Source organism: Paludibaculum fermentans (assembly GCF_015277775.1).
Lineage (GTDB): Bacteria > Acidobacteriota > Terriglobia > Bryobacterales > Bryobacteraceae > Paludibaculum > Paludibaculum fermentans.
The window spans coordinates 2562446-2578769 of sequence record NZ_CP063849.1 but is presented as its reverse complement, the minus strand read 5'-3'; the positions used below and the strand labels follow the sequence as shown (position 1 = coordinate 2578769).

11 protein-coding genes are annotated in these 16324 nt (G+C 61.0%); 5 read left to right on the top strand and 6 right to left on the bottom strand.

The features are described 5' to 3' along the window. Window positions 1-7: 7 nt before the first annotated feature. Window positions 8-1609: a Gfo/Idh/MocA family protein gene (locus IRI77_RS10050; RefSeq protein WP_194451938.1), complete on the top strand. Its 1602-nt coding sequence runs from the start codon at window positions 8-10 to the stop codon at window positions 1607-1609. A 6-nt stretch (window positions 1610-1615) separates the two neighbouring features. Here the strand turns inward: IRI77_RS10050 and IRI77_RS10045 are convergent, their stop codons facing one another. Continuing rightward, window positions 1616-2263 carry a 3-keto-disaccharide hydrolase gene (locus IRI77_RS10045; RefSeq protein WP_194451937.1) on the bottom strand — a complete coding sequence of 216 codons (648 nt, stop codon included), beginning with the start codon at window positions 2261-2263 and terminating at the stop codon, window positions 1616-1618. Window positions 2264-2321: 58 nt separating this feature from the next. Between IRI77_RS10045 and IRI77_RS10040 the strand changes: the two genes are divergently transcribed. Beyond that, window positions 2322-4619 (top strand): glycoside hydrolase family 2 protein, encoded by a 2298-nt coding sequence (locus tag IRI77_RS10040; RefSeq protein ID WP_194451936.1) that lies wholly within the window; start codon window positions 2322-2324, stop codon window positions 4617-4619. Window positions 4620-4944: 325 nt separating this feature from the next. On the opposite strand, the gene IRI77_RS10035 is transcribed toward IRI77_RS10040, so the two are convergent. The 5 genes from IRI77_RS10035 to IRI77_RS10015 all read right to left on the bottom strand — a co-directional run bounded on the left by IRI77_RS10035 (window position 4945) and on the right by IRI77_RS10015 (window position 13074). Further along, a complete protein-coding gene (locus tag IRI77_RS10035; RefSeq protein ID WP_194451935.1) occupies window positions 4945-6132 on the bottom strand; it encodes a Gfo/Idh/MocA family protein in 1188 nt (395 codons plus the stop codon). Between the two features lie 2 nt (window positions 6133-6134). After that, window positions 6135-7301, bottom strand: coding sequence for a Gfo/Idh/MocA family protein (locus IRI77_RS10030; RefSeq protein WP_194451934.1), 1167 nt, complete (start codon window positions 7299-7301; stop codon window positions 6135-6137). Beyond that, the gene (locus tag IRI77_RS10025) at window positions 7298-8248 is read right to left on the bottom strand and encodes a sugar phosphate isomerase/epimerase family protein (protein WP_194451933.1); all 951 of its coding nucleotides are present in this window, start codon (window positions 8246-8248) and stop codon (window positions 7298-7300) included. The genes IRI77_RS10030 and IRI77_RS10025 overlap by 4 nt, the downstream gene beginning before the upstream one ends. A gap of 1195 nt (window positions 8249-9443) precedes the next feature. Beyond that, window positions 9444-10367: a hypothetical protein gene (locus IRI77_RS10020; protein WP_194451932.1), complete on the bottom strand. Its 924-nt coding sequence runs from the start codon at window positions 10365-10367 to the stop codon at window positions 9444-9446. A gap of 919 nt (window positions 10368-11286) precedes the next feature. Beyond that, entirely contained in the window at window positions 11287-13074 is a 1788-nt protein-coding gene (locus tag IRI77_RS10015; protein WP_194451931.1) for an ATP-binding protein, read from the bottom strand. Between the two features lie 290 nt (window positions 13075-13364). On the opposite strand from IRI77_RS10015, the gene IRI77_RS10010 reads away from it, so the two are divergent. The 3 genes from IRI77_RS10010 (at window position 13365) to IRI77_RS10000 (ending at window position 15885) form a co-directional block, all read left to right on the top strand. Next, entirely contained in the window at window positions 13365-13745 is a 381-nt protein-coding gene (locus IRI77_RS10010) for a hypothetical protein (RefSeq protein WP_194451930.1), read from the top strand. Between the two features lie 929 nt (window positions 13746-14674). Beyond that, window positions 14675-15325, top strand: a complete 651-nt coding sequence (locus IRI77_RS10005; RefSeq protein WP_194451929.1) for a hypothetical protein — start codon at window positions 14675-14677, stop codon at window positions 15323-15325. Next, window positions 15322-15885, top strand: a complete 564-nt coding sequence (locus IRI77_RS10000) for a hypothetical protein (protein WP_194451928.1) — start codon at window positions 15322-15324, stop codon at window positions 15883-15885. Before IRI77_RS10005 ends, IRI77_RS10000 begins: the two co-directional genes overlap by 4 nt. The last annotated feature ends 439 nt before the right edge of the window (window positions 15886-16324 follow it).

Here is a 16324-nt window from a genome sequence, read left to right as displayed (position 1 = left end):
TCCTCTTATGCAAAGACGCGATCTGCTGAAATCGGCCGCCGCCTCCGCCGGCCTCACCATTTTGAAAAGCGGCACGCTCCGCGGACAAAATGCGCCAAGCAACAAGTTGAATGTCGCCCTCGTCGGTGTGTGGGGACGCGGCACAGCGCACTATAACGTGCTACAGAACGAGAACGTGGTGGCGCTTTGCGATGTGAACGAACACCGCACGAAGGAAGCTCTTCAGATCTTCCCCAAGGCGAAGCCGTACTTCGACTGGCGCCCGATGCTCGACCAGAAGGACATCGAGGCGGTGATCATCTGCACGGCCGATCACCATCATGCGTTCATCGCCAACTGGGCCATGAACCGCGACATGCACGTCTACTGCGAGAAGCCCATGGGCATCACGGTGGACGAGGTCCGCACGCTGCGCGCGAACTACAACAAGCGCAAAGCGAAGATCGCCACCCAGCACGGCACCCAGCGGCACGCCTATCCGAACTTCGAGCGGCTGCGGGAACTGATCCTCGACGGCGCCATCGGCGAGTTGAAGACCGTTCATGGCTGGGATGCGCGCCGCCTGCCGCGGCCCGGTTATCCGGTGGCCGAAGGCATGCCGCCCTCGTTCCTGCACTACGAGCAGTGGATCGGACCGTCTCCGTACCATCCCTACAGCCCGCAGTATTTCGGCGGTTCCAACGGCTTGAACTGCCTGTTCTGGAACATGTACCGCGACTTCGGCGTCGGCCAGATGGGCGACATGGGCGCGCATACGATGGACCTGCTGTGGAACTCCGTCGACGCCGGCGCTCCGGCGGGGATTGAGATCGACCAGGAGGTCAGCGACAAGTACGACCCCAACATCTGCCCTGTCAAGCTAAAGGCGAGCTTCCATCACCCGGCCAACAGCTGGCGCGGTCCGATCGAGATCGTGTGGTACCAGGGCGGCCTGAAGCCGCAGGCGCCGCGTGGCTACATCGACCTGAGCCGCGTGGGCAATGGCGCGATCTTCGAGGGCACCAAGGGCTCGATCTTCGCCGACTTCACGACCCGCGTCATCCTGCCCAACAATGATGACGGCGACCTGACCTACTACAAGCGCCGCGGCTCCTCCGAGACGCTGCCGCTGATTCAGGGTACCGGTCAGGTGACGCAGGCTCCGCCGCGCCGCCCGTCGGGCCAGCGTCCGCCGGCGCGGCCGATGCCGGCGGGCTTCACCTCCATGCCCAGCGCCGAAGTCGGAGCCAACGGGTTCCCGACGGTCCAGATGCTGGAAGGGAACGTGCCCGCGGCGCTCGGCCTGCCCAACACCAATGTCGACGAGATCCTGGCCGCCCAGAAGGAAGGCCGCGAGATTGGCGGGCCCGGCAGCGACGTCTTCCAGCGCGAATGGTTGGATGCCTGCAAGGGCAAGTACAACAACGTCAAGCACGGCACCAGCTCGAAGACGCACTGCGACTTCGACTACTCCGGGTCGATGATGGAGCAGATGCTGCTGGGCCTCGTCGCCCACCGCGCGGGCAAGAAACTGGAATACGACCAGGCCACCGGCAAGGTCACCAACTCCAGCGAAGCGAACGACTACCTGCGCCGGGATTACCGTCCCGGATGGAAGCTCAACGGTTAGCCTGTCTCAATCCTTGCTGCGGTCTCCAGACGGGGGCCGCAGCAGGCGATATTCGACCTTCCTGACTGCCCCCACCGAGTTGTACGACGCAAAGCCGAACGGCGTCGACAGCTTGATCTCCCCGGGCCGCATGCTGATTGTCCTGCCCGCTATACCTGGATTGAAGACCACCTGATCGTCGATCATGCCTACGATCCGTTCGGGCGTGACCTGCAGGCGGAAGGTGTACCACTGGCCGTTCTCGAACGTGAAGTAGGAGCGGGTCTCGTTGTCGGAGGCGTCCCAGCCGTTGATGCTCGACAGGCCCACGATGTCGCCGCCCCAGCCGCCCGTCACGAAGGTCGCGAACGACTCGCCCACAGGGACGGTCAGGCTGGCGAAGAAGTCGCCGCCCCTGACCCGCATGGCCTCGAAGCGGATCTCGTAGTTCATCTTGGGGAATGGCGTGCTGAGGTTCACGCCGGTCAGCGGTTGGCCGAGGCCCAGCAGCATGGCGCCGTTCTCGAGCTTCACTTCGCCGTGGCGGGCGAACTGCGTCTCTTTCCAGCCTTCCAGGGACTTGCCGTCGAACAGGGTCTTCCATTCGCCCTGCGCCTGCGCCGCCAGGGGCGCACAGAGCAGAGCCGCGATCAGGGTGTAGGGTGCGCCTCTCATCTCGCCCTGGACTATATCATGCACCCGGCTGTGATAGGTTGATGTCGCAGAGACACCCATGAAGCACCTCACCGCCCCCGTCGACCGCCGATCGTTCATCCTGGGCACCGCCGCCACCGCCCTCAGCGCCCAGGTCCAGCCCACGCCCGCCGGCGTGCAGCGCGTCTATGAGCTGAACCGCAACTGGCGCTTTGGCGGCAAGGCTCCGCAAGGCTTCGCCGCGCCGGAGTTCGACGACACCCAGTGGGCCAAGGTCACGCTGCCGCACACGAATGTCGTGCTGCCGTGGCACAGCTTCGAGGAGAAGGACTTCCAGTTCGTCTCGGCCTACCGCCGCCGCTTCCAGGCACTGCCGCAGTGGAAGGGCCATCGCGTCTTTGCCGACTTCGCCGGCGCCATGACCGCCTCCACGGTGACCATCAACGGCCACACGTTCCCCGAGTACAAGGGGGGCTACACGCCGTTCTCCTTCGACCTCACTCCGCACCTGAAGTTAGGCGCGGAGAACGTCCTGGCCGTCCAGGTCGACTCGACGGAACGGCCCGACATTCCGCCGTTTGGGGCCAACATCGACTACCTCACCTTTGGCGGCATCTACCGTGACGTCCAACTCCGGGTGGTCCCCCAGACGTTCATTGAGAACGTCTTCGCCAGCCCGGTGAACCCGCTGGAGAGCAGCCGGGCGCTGCGGGTGCGCTGCTATCTGAACGGGCCGATTGCCGGTCCGGCGAAGCTGACTGCCGAGCTGCGCGACGGGTCCACCGTGCTGAAGACAGCCACGGCCGATGTATCCGCGGCGGCGGACCATCACGACATCAGCCTCGAGTCGTTGGGTGCCATCACACTTTGGGACCTGAAGACCCCGAAGCTGTACACGGTCGTGGTGCGGCTGGAGACCAGCGATGGAGCGAAGGACGAGTACCGCACGCGGACTGCGTTCCGCGAGGCCGGGTTCACCCCGGCGGGCTTCCGGTTGAACGGCTCTCCGGTGAAGCTGCGCGGGGTCAACCGCCACCAGACCTTCCCCTATGTGGGCGGGGCGATGCCGGCGCGCGTGCAGCGGCGCGACGCGTGGATCCTCAAGCGGGAGCTGCACTGCAACATCGTGCGGACCTCGCACTACCCGCAGTCAGTGGACTTCCTGGACGCCTGCGACGAACTGGGCCTGCTGGTGCTGGAGGAGATCCCCGGCTGGCAGCACATCGGCGACAAGGCGTGGCAGGACGTGGCCGTGCGGAACGTGGGTGAGATGATCCGGCGCGACTGGAACCATCCCTCCATCATCCTGTGGGGCGTGCGTATCAACGAGTCGCAGGACAACCACGAGTTCTACACCCGGACCAACGCGCTGGCGCACCAGTTGGACGACCTGCGCCAGACGGGCGGCATCCGCTACATCTACGACTCCGAGCGGCTGGAGGACGTCTTCACGATGAACGACTTCGGCTTCCCGCTGCGGATGCCGAACCACCCGCTGTACCTCAATACCGAGTTCAGCGGGCACATGTTCTCGACCAAGCGGTTCGACAATGTGACGCGCGTGGCCGAGCATGTGATCCGGCATGCCCGCGTCCACAACCAGCTCTCGTCGGACGACCGCTATGCGGGCGGCATCTCGTGGTGCGCGTTCGACTACAACACGCACTCCAACTTCGGGTCGGGCGACCACATCTGCTACCACGGGGTCAGCGATATCTTCCGCATCCCCAAGCCGGCGGCCTACTTCTACAAGTCGCAGGTGGACCCGGAGGAAGAGACCGTACTGGAGGCCGGGTTCTTCTGGTCGTCGGGCGACAAGTCGGAGGCGGGCGGGGTGGGCACGGTGCCGATCCTTTCGAACTGCGACCACCTGAAGGTGTATTTCGCCGGGACGCTCAAGATGGAGCTGGACCCGGATCGCAAGACCTTTGCCCACCTGAAGTACCCGCCGTTCATGATGAACCTGAGTGACTTGCCGCTGGATCCGTGGGGCGACCTGAAGATCGAGGGCTATGTGAAGGGCAAGCTGGCCAAGACGTTGACGCTGTCGGGCTCGGGCAAGGACGCAGACCTCAAGCTGCTGCCGGATGACCAGACCATCGTGGGCGACGGGCGCGACGCCACGCGGGTGGTGCTGCTGATCACCGACGAATATGGCAACATCCGGCCGTTCGCGACGGGGGCGGTGGCGCTGACGATCAGCGGGCCAGGCGAGCTGGTGGGCGAGAATCCGTTCGCCATCACTGGCGGGACGGGCGCGGTATGGATCAGGGCGAAGGAGGCGGGCGGCACAGTCCGGCTGACGGCCAAGCACCCCTACCTGGGCACCCGGACAGCCGTAGTGAATGTAAGCCCGGCCACGCCTGAGCGCGTCTAGGGCGAAGAGAAGGCGAGGACGAGGTTGCAGTGATGGCGGCTGAGTCGACCCCTGCAGAAGCAAGCCGGATCAAACAGCGCTGACAGCTGATGTCGACGGAGACTCACGCATGCCGAGGTGGCTGGAGCCTGAAAATACTTCCCTCCTCCATAGTCTGGCCCAGCCGCGACCACTACATTGCGGGACATTACATGAATTTTTGAAGCTTTGCAAGGCTTCTTTTGAGTTCTGCTTTAAATTTAGGCCGGAAGCGCAAGGAAGAAGGGCGGCGGGGGCTGTTGAGCCCTTCGCCGCCCTTCGTGTTCGTGCCGCGGTGTCAGGAAGCCTACTCTGACTTGAGCAGTTCCTCCCAGGTGACTTCGCGTTTCTTCTCGAAGGCCATGCGGCCGAGGAGCGAGGTGAGTGTGCTGTCGGCCGCGTCCTGGGCGAGGTTGTGCGGCTTCTTGTCGACGATGCTCTTGTAGAAGTACTCGATGGCGTCGATGGTGATTTCGCGCTTGGAGTCGCCGCGCTCGATGAGGCTGCGGTCGCGCAGGTCGTCGGCGTTCTTCAACGGCGAGGTGGCGATGGGGCCGTGCCACTTGTAGTAAGTGCGGGCCAGTTCGAGCATGCCCTGGGAGCCGTACATCTGCTCCTTCACATCGCGATAGCCGGCGGTGTGTTTGACGGAGATGAGCCAGCCTTCGATGCCCTTGGGGTAGTAGTAGGTGATGTTGTGGTGGTCGGACGTCCAGTCGCCGTAAGGGATGGGATAGCGCAGGCCGCCGGTGCCGATGGCCTTGGTGGGATGGGCTTCGGCCCACCAGTTGAGGACGTCGACGCCATGGCAGTCCTGTTCGACGATGGGGCCGCCGGAGGTTTCGCGCCAACTGCCCCAGCGGCGGATCTTCTCTTCCTCGGGCGGAAGGGGTGTGGTGGGGCCCTGGGTAGGCGGCGTGCCGCCGAGAACCCAGTAGCTCATCATCATCTTCACGTCGCCGATCTTGCCGGCTTTGTAGATGTCCCAGGCCTTGAGGTACTCGGGACTGTGGCGCTGCTGGAAGCCGAACTGGATCGTCTTGGACGGGTCAGCCTTCTTCGCGGCGGCGAGCAGGCGTTTGACACCGGCCACGCTGGCGCCGGCGGGCTTCTCGCAATAGATATGCTTGCCGGCTTTGACGGCGGCTTCAAAGTGCACGGGGTGCAGGAAGACCGGCGTGGCGATGAGCACCGCGTCGATGTCCTTGCGCGCCAGCAGTTCGTTGAGGTCCTTATAGGCCGGCACCTTGTCGGCGCCGGGGATCTGCGTCTTGCCCCGGTCGATGCGATCCGGGTAAATGTCGCAGATGGCCCCCAACTGCGCATTCGCGTCATTGGTCATGTGGGTGCCGACATAGGTGCCGCGGCCGCCCGTTCCGATAATCCCGAAGACCACCTTCGAATTGGCCTGGTAGCCGAAAGCGGTTTCGGGCTTCACCAGCATCAGGCCGCCGGCCGCTCCGGCCACGACACCGCGTCTGGTTACGTCTTTCATCTCTATACTCCTGTTTCTTTCCAACTGCCTGACCGGGCGCTGTCGAGCACGGCGTCGCAGACCTTCTGGGTCTGGAGCGCCGTACGGAACGTGGGCTCGGTTGGTTTTCCTGATTCGATGCCCATGACGAAATCCGCCAGGGCGTTGAGGAAGGTGTGTTCGTAGCCGATGCAGGTTCCGGGCACCCAGTAGCGATTCATGTAGGGGTGCTCGGAGTTGGTGACGTGGATTTTGCGCCACCCGGTGAGATGGCTCTCGAGCTTCTTGCCGGACTGCTTCTGCAGGTATTCGAAGTACTGCAGGTATTCCGGTTCCTCGAGGTCGAAGTAGAGGCTGCCGTCGGCTCCGTTGAGTTCGAAGGTATTGAAGTTCTTGCGGCCGCGGGCGTAGCGGGTGGATTCGAAGGTGCCCATGGAGCCGTTGGCGAACTCGGCGAGGAACATGCAGGCATCGTCGATGCCGACGGGCTGGACCTTGCCGGTGACGGCGTGGACGCGTTCCTTCACGAAAGTCTCGGTCTTGGCGACGACGCGGGTGATGGGGCCGTTGAGCCACATGGCGGTGTCGATGGAGTGGGCCAGGAGGTCGCCGGTGACGCCGCTGCCGGCGACATCGGAGTCGAGGCGCCAGAGGCCGGCGCCGCCCTGGGGCACGTCGGTGGCGATGGTCCAATCCTGGAGGTAAGTGGCGCGGTAGTGGAAGGCGCGGCCGATGCGGCCTTCGTCGACGACCTGTTTGGCGAGGGCGATGGCGGGGACACGGCGGTAGTTGAACCAGACCATGTTGGGGACGCCGGCGTCTTCGACGGCCTTGGTCATCTCTTCCGCCTGGGCGACGCTGAGGGCGAGCGGCTTTTCGCAGCAGACCATCTTGCCGTTCTTGGCGGCGGCGAGGGCCATCTCGTAGTGGGTGTCGTTGGGGGTGCCGATGTCGATGAGGTCGATGTCGGGCGCCTCGACGACTTTGCGCCAATCGGTCTCGACGCGTTCGTAGCCCCAGTTGTCGGCGAAGGCCTGGGCCTTTTCGGCGTTGCGGGCGCAGACGGCCTTGAGGACGGGCTTGTGGTGAACCGGGAAGAAGTCAGTGAGCCGCTTGTAGGCGTTGGAGTGGGTGCGGCCCATGAAGCCGTAGCCCATCATGCCGATGCGGAGTTCCTTCATCTCTCTCATCCTCCGTACCTCGCGTTGAGCTTGTCGACGGCCTTCTTGCAGGACTCGGTGGCCTTCCAGGCGTCGGGCCAGAAGCAGAGGTCGATGGTCCACCAGTCGTGGTTGGCGGCGGAGGCTTTGATGAGGGCAGGGAGGACTTCGTCGAAGTCGATTGCGCCCTGGCCGAAGGGCGGGTGGGCCGAGGTCTCGTCGTTGCCTTCAGCGTCCTTGTGGCAGGTGTTGTCGCTATCGATGAGGTGGATGTGGTTGATGCGGCCGGTGAGGAAGCGGAGGAACTCGACCTGATTGGGGAAGACCTCTTTCGTGCCTTCCTGGCGGGTGCCGTTCACGCCGACCATCTGGCCGTGGCAGGTGTCGTACATGAGGCCGAAGTTGGCCTTGTTGACGCCGTCGTGGACGCGGGCGATGTCGCTGGGCTTATTGAAGGCGAAGCCGGGCTCGAACTCCCAGGTGACGTAGAGGCCGTAGTCGGCGGCGATTTCGGCGCAGGTCTTCCAGGTGCTGACGACGCGCTTGAGGGCGACATCGTAGTCGACATCGCGCAGGATGGTGGGGGGCTGGACGGAGTCGACGCGGACGCCGCCGATGCCGAGGTCCTGTGCGAACTCGGCGTTGCGCTTGAACTCCGAGATGTACTTGGTCTGGTCGTCGGTATTGATGAGTTTCTCGCCCCAGAGGTTGGCGGCGATGCCGCTGAGGGCGAGTCCCTTGGCGGCGAGCTCGGCTTTGAGGTCGGCGCGCTGGGACTTCTCGGGCATGGCTCCGGGCCATTCGGAGTCAGGTCCATTGGGGTTGCCTGGATTCGGGTGCGGGGGGAAGGCTCCCAATTCCACGCCATCGAAACCGAGCGCCTTCAGCTGGTCGCAGACCTCGCCGAACGGCACGGGGTGGCTCGCGTATGGGCCGATGGTGTAGGCCCACGATCCGATCGAAATTCTCTTAGCCATTGTTATCTCCTACGTGTACATCAGCCGGGCGGCTTCCGGATTTCCGGGCCCTGATTGTTTTTGAAAGAAGTTTGTGTGATGCCGGGCTTACGGGCGCGGCGCTGAGGCGGTGAGGGGGCGGCTGCCGGAGGTGAGTTGAGGGATGGGCGGATGGAGGCGCGTTGACGGGCGCCTTTTCGAAAATCCCATGGGGGCCGGAGGTTTGGTGCGGGGCCGGCTCACTCATCGACATGGAGCGTCTCCTCGGATTGCCAATATATCCCAAAGCAGGGGTGCAACGGTGAGGGCCTCTCAAGGTGCAGCAAAATCGATCAATCTCAATCATAGTCGTGCAGCGAGTGGTGTGGCGGAGGGCGGGTTTTGGGGGACTGGTTGGCCGTCTCGCGGACCTGGAGGTAGACCTAGGGAAGAGGCTGTTGGCGTGCTGTTCCCTGGTTGGGGGGAGAGTATTGCGGTGGGGGACGTTCCCGCCCTGGCCACCTGGGGTCGAGTGTTGAATGGGAGCATGGTGGGTTTGCGGGCCAGGGGAGGAACGTCCCCGTGCGGGTTCCGTTGGGGTTTGAGGGGAAGCCTGCGCCTGGCTTCGCTATGGAAGCCGCAGGGCGATGAAAACGGGAAGAGATGGCTTTGATCCCTCAACAGCGGTGGATTGCGACCGTTGCGGGCTTGTTGGCACCGGGTGCGGACGCGACGTTCCTGCTCCTGCCGCGACGGGGAAGAAAACGGGAATAAATGGCTTTGATCCCTCAGCAGCGGAGGATTGCCAGCGTCACGAGCTGGCCAACGCCCGCAACTGGGCAGGTCTCGTGTTGCGCCCGGAATGGGAAGAAAAGGGGAGGAGATGGCTTTGATCGGCCAAAATTCCGGAATGATCTTCCCTTTCCGGTCGCGGAGAGAGACTCCTCCGGCGGAAGTGTGGAGTTTCTGAAGTCAAAGATCGGCTGGAGGCGGATAGACCGCGGTGTCCAGTGTGCAGAGTGTAGCCGCTCGTCCGTGAGCTGCAGGGCTATATGTCCGCAGGTGGTTGAAAGTAAATGGAAAAAATACCGCGACCGGCGGGCACCGGGTTTGGGCGGGTACCGGATTTAAGGGAGAACTGGAGCGGAGGTACCTTTGGCAGCCGGCATTGAGGGGCGTAGAGCGCGGGTGTGCGTCCAGGGAAACAGAGCGGTGCATGGCTTTCCAGCGAGCTTTGTTAGGGGATGACCCACTGGCCGCGTTCGAGCCAGCCGCTGTCGCGGCCCAGGGCGTCCAGGGTTCGCAGATAGAGGTTTCTGGAGCCGGTCATCGTCTCCTTGAAAGCCAGGGGGATGTCGATGGCGAGCCGGCCGTCCCGCCGGGTCTCTTTTATCTCGCCCACCTCCACCCGGCATGTGTTGCTTTCCAGGACTGCGTCCGGTTCACCCGGCGTGGCCGGTCCCATGAAGAAGCCTTCCTCGCTGGAGTACATCCACAGCTTGCCTCCGGCGTGATCGAAGTGGAGGAAGGTGAATGGCTCGCCGTTGGGTTCGGGGCTGGTCGCGATGAGGAATTGGGACCAGCCGCTGAGGATGCCGAGGGGCTCCGCGGGGTCCTGGAAGGTCAAGGAGAAGAGTTGCCGGGTGCCGGAGCCTTTGTTCGGCTCGACCAGAGGTTCGCCGCCGGACCAGGGACGAATCGTAAAGAGGCCGGCTTTGTGCATCCAGCCGGTAGTTTCGGCGTCGTCCATTTCGCAACGCAGGTAGAGGCGAAGGGGGACGGGGCAGGCGTGCTTGAAGACGATGTTGGTCTTGAAGGTGAGGGCCGGGCCCAGGTAGGCAGCCTGCGTGGAGGCGGGGTTCACGGCGCAAAAGGAGTTTTGGAGCAGGGACGAGGTGGAACCCATGGGGACGGGGCCGACGAAAGCGCCCTCGTCACCATAGAGCCAGAGTTCCCTGGCCGGGATATCGAGATGGAGAAAGCAGAAGGGATGACCGCCGCCATCGGGCGACGCGCTGACGAGCAGTTGGATCCAGCGGAAGGTTGCGCCCGGCCGGGGTGGTGTGAAGGTGACGGCGAAGGCGGAGCGGGCAATCGGGCCGGCCGGCGGACCGAGCACGGCGCACTGACAGGACGGGTGATCGTGTTCAGTTTCGACCACAGGCGCCTCTTGTCTGCCCGGCTGGATTGAACGAGTCAGAATTCCTCGCGATGCGCATGCCCAGATTTCCGCGCGGGGGTGGCGGATCACTGGGGCCACGGGCCGGCTTCCGGTTGAACAATTTCGGATCTCCCTCGTCACCGCTCACATGGTATTGCCAGGGCCGGTGGGCCGACAGGGGCCTTTCCAGATGGCTACGACCGGTAGCAGGATCGTATTCTTTGTCTCCGACCCCGGTGACTGAGGGGTGGGGCGGCGGCCGAGCGGAGGCGCGCAGCACTTCGTCTGATCCCACGAGTCATTCTCACGTTCTTCTCGAATTTTGGAATGCCCGTGGTTCGGCAAAAATATAGCGCTGAGCGGTGGATTGTGTCAAGACGAGGGTGTGGCGATTTGTTCCTGTCCGGGTGGAATGCCTCCGGTATTCGATTGGAATCGAGCGGGTATTTGAGCGTGGGGGTGGTGGTGGTCCATTGATCCGCCAGTCCGGGGGCCGGCGGCTGGGCGGTGAGGAGGGTTTACGCTGGATGAAAGCTGCGAGGCTGCGGCGTGTCGGCGTGTCGCGTTCGTGTTTGAGCGCGATGTATTCGTCCTTAGGTGTACTGATTGGTTGGAATGCCTCGCTCCGATTGATCTATTGCGCCGGGTGGGCTGAGCTTGTCACGCAAAGGGGGGATGAACACCGTGAGCGGTGACTTTGGCGTGAAGAGCGCTAGAGATCATCTTCCTGCTGATGGGCGAGCGCCTGCGTACCTGACCAAACTTCGAGTGGCCGACCATCCGGACGGAGGGTGTCGGCAGAGCCAAGGACGTTTGTCGATTACCTATCCAGAAAAGCAAGACGGCGCCTCGCCCTCATCCGCTGGGATTGGGTCGTTTGAGCCTTAATCATTAGGTCTTGTAATCGAGTGTGTTGGAGCTACCGACCGAGAATCTCAAGGATCTTCTCGAAGCGCATTCTCGCCCTTTGCAGGATTTCATCCATCGACCACAGGTGAAGTGATGCCCCTTCCAGCTTCTCGCGCGTTGCCAAAACGGAGGGATGATACTGCCGGCCCACCACATACGTCGTGAAAATGATGTTCGGTCGATGCCTTTTTAGCAGCGCTTCGTACTCAAGGGCCTGGCTCACATGGTCCATTACAACTGTCTCCTTGGGCCGTTTGAATTCCATAATTGCCGCCTCGTGGCCGTTGTCGCGAGAGCGGCAAATCAGGTCGGGTCGGATGTCTTCACGATCCTTATATATCTTGTCAATCTGCTGGTCGAGCACCGTCTTCAACGGCTTGTCGGAGCTCCACAACTCCAATCCCTCGCGGATCAGCCAGAGATTGCCCTCGATCAGCTTATGCAGATCCATTTCTTTGGCCGTATCGGAAGCGACGACCTCCTCTAGTTTCCCGATGATGCCGATTTGATCTTTTATGATGTCGACGACACTATTGACTTGTTTCAGTCCCCAGTCCTCGACAAGCACGGCCAGCTTCTCTGCATCTCGCACATCCGCGGACACGATTGCGCGCATCAGCTCACGCAAGATATTGGATTCGTAGTATCGCAAGACCCATTCGATGAGTTCCGCCGCTTCGTCCTCCTCGACATTTCGAAGCTTGGCCAAGATACCGCGAACAACCTTGGTCGCCGTGCCTCGCACGTGCGGGGGCATTCGCTCCAGACGCTCCTTGACAGCTGGGCGGCTTAGCAGCGAGTCTGCACGCTTCTTGCCCTCCGATTCATCAACGCCGCGAATTACTTGCTCAAGGAATCGCTTCGCCCATTCATCTAACTTTCGAACAACTGGTGAGTCTTCAAGAAAACCATCGCGGGTGGTGCTAATGAGGTCGCGCTTGGATTGAGCGCCATCCTCAGAATCGAGAAACTCGGCATAAATTTCACCGATTACCTTCTCGGCTGTGAAGAAACCGTGACTGCGGGTATCCACTCCAAAAAGCGACGGTTCCTTTACGATACGCTTTCGCACGCGGACCGCCAAGCCGGGTGTGGGTTGCCTTGCATTTGCGATGATGTAGAATCCTCGAATCGGCCCAACCCCTTCAAGGTCTTCGGAGAATTCATGCCTTTCGCCCGGCACGTCCTCTGGGGTACACTCCACGCCGTTAACAATGATCTTGAATCCGGCCACAGTGGGAAGAGTTCGGTAGAGATATCTGCGTATCACCTCTGCGCTTTGTAGATTGAGCTCCGGAGCGAGCTTCATTAAGCGGACCCGCGTACCGTTAGAACGCTCGGTTTGACTTGTCACGATCGTGAGTTCATGTTCGGAAAGCGCCTTAAGGTCTTCGAGGGATTCGCGTTCAATCTTAAACGTGGATTGCGCGCCGTCCTTCCAAGACGTAATTTCCACAGTCGAAGCAATTCCGAAGCCGGCCAGCTTTCCAATGCCCTTGCTTCCAATGACGAGCCGGCCCTTGGCCGTCCGCTGGCCGTCGGCCCGCCTATTCAAGCCCACGAAGAGGAATTTCTCTGTGATGTCCTGATACGACATGCCGACACCAGTGTCCTCAATTTCGATCAAGGATGAGTCGTCCACCGCATCTGGCAAGGTGATCGTTAGCTTGTCCGCATCGGCATCATACGCGTTCGCGCCCAACTCCGTCAGGCACTTCTGCACGCTGTTGTACGCCGAGATTCCGAGGTGATCGAGAATTCGTGGCGAGAACCGGAAACCAGCCTTCTTCTTTGCCATCGCTATACAACTTTAGCCCATGGAAGCCATTGATGAGTTGGCGGACGTTGCGCTCGGGAAGAGGGGGCACCTGGAAGCGCGGATTACTCCCCACAGGTCGGCTTGTGGCGGCTGATCCGCGACGCTCCAGCCGTATCACGCCGCGGGCGCCCCCGTACCTGACCAATCTCCGAGTGGCCGACGAGACGTCCGGGTGGCCTGCCATTCTCCCGTGTCGCCGTTTTCCGCCGCAATTCCACCACAATTCCACGGATCGGTCGTACTGGGTCGCTGGTGTTAAGATAGCCACGATGACAGACCTCTGGATGACTCGGTTCGAAAGGTTGAAGAGCTTCGGATTTGCCGCCCTGTTAGGAATGCTCATTCTAGTTGGAGCCTTTCTGGGCAACGCCGGGGTGATTCAAACGGTCTTCATTGTCACGGGCCTTTTGGCTATCGTGCCCGGGTTCTTCTACCTCTTCGCCGTTACGATTTGGCACTGGAAGGCCCGCTACCGGGGGAATCACAGCGATCTGTGGGGAGCCCTGCTTCTCATCGAAACCTCGGGCTGGTTCAAGTTGGTCTACCTATTCAGACACATAATCCCAGACGCACGGCATTCCGGCCTCTACGCTATTCAGGAGCCAACGACGTTCCCGCCGCAGCGCACTGTGGTTGACGATTTGGGTTGAGAGGCGCTGCTGTTGAACACCTTGCCCGTCACTCGGCCGCAAAACGCCTAAGCTGGAACTTGGACCGACATGCGTCTCCGCAGCCTCAGGTTCCTTTCGGCAACCATCTGGGCGGGACTCTTGGGCGGCCTTGAAGGTCCGCGCCTCAATGTAATTGTGATTGAAGACATATGCTTGCTCTACCTGCGGCAATGGTATTTCACAGGAAGAAGTTGCCGGCTCCAGTGATATATTCCGTTGCCCCGAGTGCGTCCGGTCAGGCAAAAGCATCAAGTGGCCAAGCATCAGAGTTGGATCTGAGCCCTTTGGAAGGGCGCCTATCCCCGATCGCCTTCATCTCCTGTTAATTGACTATTTGAAATCGGCCCAGGCGCTCCAACGACTTCGGTGAACATCCAGAACACCTAGATTGGCCGCGATCAAGCGTCACATACGTTTGCGTGTACCACGCTGTCGAACGGGTCCAGCGCATCGCTTAAGGCACGTCAACTACCTGTTGACGGTGGCGCGACCGCGACAGGTTCGGCCTGTTAACGCGCTCCTCATAGACAGCCGGACGGAGCAATCATTACCGCGAATCTCTGTCCGGAATGCCGCCCAGAACCGGCGATGCGGCGCTTCTACGGATAGGGCGTTTCTCGTCAACTTGCCCCGGCCCGTCAAACTTCCGCAGTGACGTAATCCAGCCGCGATCCTCACCCGGGCCACAAATCTTTACGGATGACAGTGTCGGGACGCTGGTAACGCCCGCAGTTCCGCAGCACCGAGAACCTCGTCTCTGGGCAGGTATGTAACGCTGAGCGAAACCTCAATACAACAGGCCACAAAGGCAAAGATCTCAGCTGGCCTACTCCAGCGCTGCCGCTTACACACCTAGTGTTCACTCCGCAAGCAGGCTTGGGGTATAATGCATCTCGAAAGGGTGGCGGATGATACCCACCGTTAACAGCAATCTCCGGTCTCGGATCCGCGAACTGATCGTGGGTGTCGCTAGCGAACCTCTGGAGGAAAGTGACCGGGCGGCGTTCGGAGATTTCATTCTACCCGATGTCCGTCATTTCCGCGCCCAAGCAAGACGTTTCCGTGATAAGGCCGTTAAGCCGTACGTTGCAGTTATGTACGACGAAGACGACCATGCAAAGGCCAATGGACTCGATGTGCCAATCCGAGCCGACGACTTGGACGACATAAAGCGATCTCAGTTGCAAGCAATACGGGTGCTTGAACGCTCAAACATCGAAGTCAAACAATTGAATGACGTGAACGCCATGGAGACGGCCTTCGTTGATCGACTAGCCGAAGCTGCGGCTCAGATGTTCGCGGAGACCTATCTGCAGATCAATGGCCCGACCGTTGTAAGCCGACAAGAAACGACGATAAACTCCAACCGCTCGAACGATACCATTCTGTACGCGAAAGGGTATTTCTTAAGCACCGGAACCGCCTTCGGGGTTTCCACGCCGGCGACGGCCTATTTGGTGCCATCCAGGTATTCGTTCGGAATCATGGAGTCTGGAGGGCCGCGCTTTGAGAATATCGTCTGGTCCTGTCCAGCAAACGTCCGGTTGAGATTGCCATGAACGACTATGGTGTCTTCGCGAATCTGGCGACCGTTGCGGCTTCGCTGGCCTCGGCGGCGGCGGCAGTGCGCCTGGCCTTTATGAAGCGGTCAAAGTGGCAACCGCCTGAGGAGGCAGTTCCTGCTGCCGTTTCGCGCTTCGCAGCATTGCTCGCAATGGTCGTAATTGCGTTGTTGTACGTTTTTGGTAGAAAAGTGGGCCAGATCGCGCTTGCCACCATCACGATTACGCTTTTTGTTATAGCCGTTGCATGTCTCATTATTGCGCTTCGCACGAATGTAAAGTACTCATTTTATTACCCGAAGCGTAATCACGAGCCTGATCGAAAACTCGGGGGCGACGTTCTAACGGACGAGGCTGCTCGAATACGCAAACAAAAAAGCCTCAGCGAACAGCAACTTTTTGAAGATGCTCAAGGCGACAAAGATCTTGTTTGGACCAAGGCTTCGCAGGCTTCGGTCATGACGCGAAGCACATTATCGTTTATCGGCCTAGTGGGACTCGGAACTTGCACTCTGGCCGCAGCTGCAATGCTTGTCGTGATTTCGATGGCTGAATAGCGCGCAAGGCCTTCCCGGTTCCTGCAGCTTGGCAAAGTGCCTCTGGACCGAGCAGCGAATTCTGCTTTCGAAGAGCTGGCTCTGAATCGTTTTGCCAGAATCCAACTCCGGTCTGGATGGTCGGTTTATTCCTGGTGGCCGTAAAGTTGCTATCCCGGAGATCTGGCCTCGCCCGCCAATGTGGCTGGATGACTCGTCATAGTCCCGCAGCATCGGATGCGGTCCAGAAGGTCGGTCTGGAGAGAATGCCGGCGGGCCAACATGAATCGTCATCCCGGCTCAGCTTCCACAGATCGTTCAGTTAGCGCTTATGGGGATGACCACTGAGCGGCCAGTAGCAACCCCCTGATCGTCATGCGGTGCAACTCGCTCCGGGGCGCCGTTTGAAAAGGAGGGGTGGCTGAGGAAATGCACCTGCGATGGGCGGCGCTTGGAGTGG

Coding starts and splice junctions, on each gene's coding strand:
- IRI77_RS10010 (WP_194451930.1), top strand. CDS start 13,365: ATGACAGACCTCTGGATGACTCGGTTCGAAAGGTTGAAGAGCTTCGGA.
- IRI77_RS10015 (WP_194451931.1), bottom strand. CDS start 13,074: ATGGCAAAGAAGAAGGCTGGTTTCCGGTTCTCGCCACGAATTCTCGAT.
- IRI77_RS10005 (WP_194451929.1), top strand. CDS start 14,675: ATGATACCCACCGTTAACAGCAATCTCCGGTCTCGGATCCGCGAACTG.
- IRI77_RS10050 (WP_194451938.1), top strand. CDS start 8: ATGCAAAGACGCGATCTGCTGAAATCGGCCGCCGCCTCCGCCGGCCTC.
- IRI77_RS10035 (WP_194451935.1), bottom strand. CDS start 6,132: ATGAAAGACGTAACCAGACGCGGTGTCGTGGCCGGAGCGGCCGGCGGC.
- IRI77_RS10000 (WP_194451928.1), top strand. CDS start 15,322: ATGAACGACTATGGTGTCTTCGCGAATCTGGCGACCGTTGCGGCTTCG.
- IRI77_RS10045 (WP_194451937.1), bottom strand. CDS start 2,263: ATGAGAGGCGCACCCTACACCCTGATCGCGGCTCTGCTCTGTGCGCCC.
- IRI77_RS10040 (WP_194451936.1), top strand. CDS start 2,322: ATGAAGCACCTCACCGCCCCCGTCGACCGCCGATCGTTCATCCTGGGC.
- IRI77_RS10030 (WP_194451934.1), bottom strand. CDS start 7,301: ATGAGAGAGATGAAGGAACTCCGCATCGGCATGATGGGCTACGGCTTC.
- IRI77_RS10025 (WP_194451933.1), bottom strand. CDS start 8,248: ATGGCTAAGAGAATTTCGATCGGATCGTGGGCCTACACCATCGGCCCA.